The organism is Phyllobacterium sp., from assembly GCF_037994405.1.
In the GTDB taxonomy this organism is placed as follows: domain Bacteria; phylum Pseudomonadota; class Alphaproteobacteria; order Rhizobiales; family Rhizobiaceae; genus Phyllobacterium.
In genome coordinates this window covers 1-3,298 of the sequence record NZ_JBBNAN010000074.1, presented here as the reverse complement: position 1 = coordinate 3,298, position 3,298 = coordinate 1, and the positions used below count along the sequence as shown (strand labels likewise).

The 3,298-nt window shown below is 55.2% G+C and carries 4 protein-coding genes; 3 read left to right on the top strand and 1 reads right to left on the bottom strand.

All coding sequences use genetic code 11. The annotated features are described in order from the left end of the window. Positions 1 to 374: hypothetical protein (locus tag AAAC48_RS04330; protein WP_340652992.1), on the bottom strand; the 374-nt coding region annotated here is incomplete at its 3' end. Positions 375 to 830: 456 nt separating this feature from the next. On the opposite strand from AAAC48_RS04330, the gene AAAC48_RS04325 reads away from it, so the two are divergent. The 3 genes from AAAC48_RS04325 to AAAC48_RS04315 form a co-directional block, all read left to right on the top strand. After that, entirely contained in the window at positions 831 to 2,006 is a 1,176-nt protein-coding gene (locus tag AAAC48_RS04325; RefSeq protein ID WP_340652991.1) for an MraY family glycosyltransferase, read from the top strand. Between the two features lie 25 nt (positions 2,007 to 2,031). After that, on the top strand, positions 2,032 to 2,865 hold the full coding sequence (locus tag AAAC48_RS04320; RefSeq protein WP_340652990.1) for a glycosyltransferase family 2 protein: 834 nt from the start codon (positions 2,032 to 2,034) through the stop codon (positions 2,863 to 2,865). Between the two features lie 86 nt (positions 2,866 to 2,951). Further along, a partial coding sequence (locus tag AAAC48_RS04315; RefSeq protein ID WP_340652989.1) for a YdcF family protein occupies positions 2,952 to 3,298 on the top strand: 347 nt, incomplete at its 3' end.

The window sequence follows — 3,298 nt, the reverse complement described above, 5'->3', positions numbered from 1 at the left end:
CCCTGAACCAGTTTGTGATCAAAGAGATTGTTGAATTCCTGTATAGCAGGACTGTTTTCGTCCATCATCAGCGTGATGGAGGCTTCCGGAAACCGCGTCTTGCATCGCGCTATGCAATCGACAATGTCGGGTACGAAATCGGCGTGAATGAGGACCAGGCCAATATTCGCATCGAATTCCTCGGACTCAGCGAGTCTGCTGGAAAGATTAACCTTTAGATCGGGGAAGGTCCTTTCGAGAGACTGGACCAATCCCTGGAACACGACACCAGCTTCGGCATATATAAAAATGCCGCTCCTGAAATCAGACCCGCCATCGGTTTGGGAACCATGCTGGATTTGGTCGGTTCTCATACGCGCAACTGTCACACTCATAATCGCACCCTACGCTACTGTATTAGAGAAGTAGTCCTCTTTTTGTGCATCGTTTCCCGTGAACGCCCCTCGGTTCGAAACACCTAAATCTTTGTATTTAATGCAATCAGCTAGGGTAATGAACCAAACGTGACGTGACCGTGACACGCAAAGGCGGACTCGGCCATTGTGAGCCAGACTTGGCCGAAAATGGCGCAATAGCAGTTCAAATTTGCCTGAAAAACGCAGTAAGACGGCGCCTCAATCCCTGATTTCACCGGTATGGTAGGATTTCCGTTAATCCAAAGGGGGACACCCGAAGCAACAGGGTTCATCCTTCAGGTGGAACCGCTTCTCACTTCTCCTAAATGGCGCTGAAACCGCGCGGCCGGTACTCTCTCATAAAATGCACTCGGAATGACCGTGACAGGTGAACACACCTTGCATGGTGAGTGCCCAATCAACTGGGGGTGTGTCTTGTTTGTATGGATCACCAATTGCCTGGCAGCGCTGGCGGTGAGTGCTGTGCTGATCGTCATTCTGAAAAGAGTGTCACCTGCATTCTCGCTCGTCGATTATCCCGACAGGCGCAAGCGGCATGATGGTGTCGTTCCTTTGTGTGGTGGAATTGCGATCTTTGCTACATTCACGATGGTTATGTTTCTTCGCAATGGTGCGAGCACACTTCCGCTGAACTTCTGGGCGGGTCTCCTTATAACACTGCTTGTTGGCGTTGTGGACGATCGCAACGAACTTTCGGCCATCAAGCGCCTTGTGGCACAGCTCGTTGCAGCATTTATTCTGGTCAATCCCCTCGCCGGATCGACCATAGTCACCGGCGTCGCACTTCCTCCAACCCTTCTCACCATATCTTTCCCGCTCCTCACACTTGTGGCCATCTTGTTCGTCGTGGGCCTGATCAACTCCTGGAACATGATTGATGGGGTCGACGGACTGGCGGGCGGGAGTGCGGCGGCGGCGCTTTTCTGGCTTTCAGTGGTTGCATCGGTGAAAGGTGTGAGCGAACTCGTCTTGCCGACCATCGTTCTTCTCGCAGCAGTGTGCGGCTTTCTGGCCTTCAATATGCGCAGTCCATGGGTCGCCCGCGCCAAGATTTTCCTGGGGGATGCCGGTAGCACGGCGCTCGGCGCTGCGATCGCCTATTTCGTGATCATGCTATCGATTCGTGCCAATATCGCATTTTCGGTCCTATTGTGGATCGTTATCGTCCCGGTTGTCGATACGCTGAGCCTGATTGTCAGGCGACTGCACGCCGGTCGCAGCCCTCTGGCGGCGGACCGCTGCCACCTTCACCATCTCCTGCTCGACCGGTCGATTTCGCCGGCGGCAACAACCATTATCATTGTAGGTGTATCTGCGCTTTGCGGCGGCATTGGTTGCCTGGGTATCGCCACGGGCGCTTCGAACTATCTCATGACGCTGGCGTTGCTGATACCTTTCGCCGCTCATTCTGCATTTGTGTTCCTTTCGAGCGAATCAGGGGTCAACCGGATACAGCGTCCCCGTTCAGTCGCGGTGTCCCAACTGACTTCGATGCCGCCAATGGCTGCCAGAGCCGATCTCAATATGAATCATGTGTCCGCGCCGCAGCCTGCCAAAACCAGGCCAGGCATCCTGTCGGACGCTGTTTGAATAGCCCCAAGACCGGAGTGAGACATTGACGATATCCGTATTGATCATGACCCTGAATGAGGAAGAGAGCCTGCCGGCTTGTCTGGCTTCGCTCACCTGGTGCGACGATATTGTGGTCCTCGATTCCTTCAGCACTGACAGGACTATCGAAATCGCCAAGCAAGCCGGTGCCCGGGTTTACCAGAACAAATATGAGACCGAAACCAAACAGCGCATGTATGGGCTAAAGGAGATCGAGTTCAAGCATGAGTGGGTCTACATGCCCGACGCCGATGAGATCACACCTGAAGATCTGCGTGACGAGATGCTGGCGATCGCTGCCGACCCGAACCGGCCTGAAGCGATGTTCAGTGCCCGCTACAAGAACATGTTCATGGGCCGCTGGATCAAGCACAGCAGCCTCTATCCCACCTGGATCACTCGCCTCTGCAGACCCGAGCGCATCCACTATGAGCGCGAATGCCATTCCCGTCCTGTTGGCGATGGTCCGACGGGACGGCTGCAGTCGCATTTCGTTCACTACAGTTTCAACAAGGGAATGACCGCCTGGTTTGACAAGCACAACCGCTACTCGGGCTTCGAAGCACGCGAGTCGCTTCAGATCTTGCGCAGCAAGCAGATCCCGTGGAGCGGTTTTTTCAGTGCCACGCCGGAAGCGAGGCGGCGTGCGCTGAAAGAATTCTCATACCGGCTGCCTTTCCGCCCTGCAGCAAGATTCGCCTACATGTATTTCCTGCGGGGCGGCTTCCTCGATGGCTGGCAAGGCTATCATTACTGCAGGCTCATCGCGTCTTACGAATACATGATCGTCATCAAGATGAGAGAATTGCAACGGCGAGAGCTTGGCCTTTCCATATGATGAGCGCTCAGACGATGACAGTGTTGGAGCGCCAACCGCGTAGAGGGAAATCGCTCATCGCCCGATTTGGGCTGGCAGGAGTGCTCATGATATCGGCTATTATTCTGGCGTTTATCCTGGCCAACCCGCTCCTGGCAGTCCGCGATCCAGCCAGCAAGGCGGACGTGATCGTCGTTCTGGGGGGAGATGGGCCACCGCGAGCTGCCTGGGCGGCCGGTCTGTGGCTGAAGGGCGTAGCGCCGCGTGTATTGATCAGCGGCGACGGCGATTGTTACTGGATCCGCGAGGCAATGATCGATCGCGGTGTCGATACCCGGGCCATCACCACCGAATGCCAGTCAGGATCTACCTGGGAGAATGCGCTCTTCTCCGCGCCAATACTGAAGCAGATGAATGCACGCAGTGCCGTCCTGGTAACGAGTTGGTATCACTC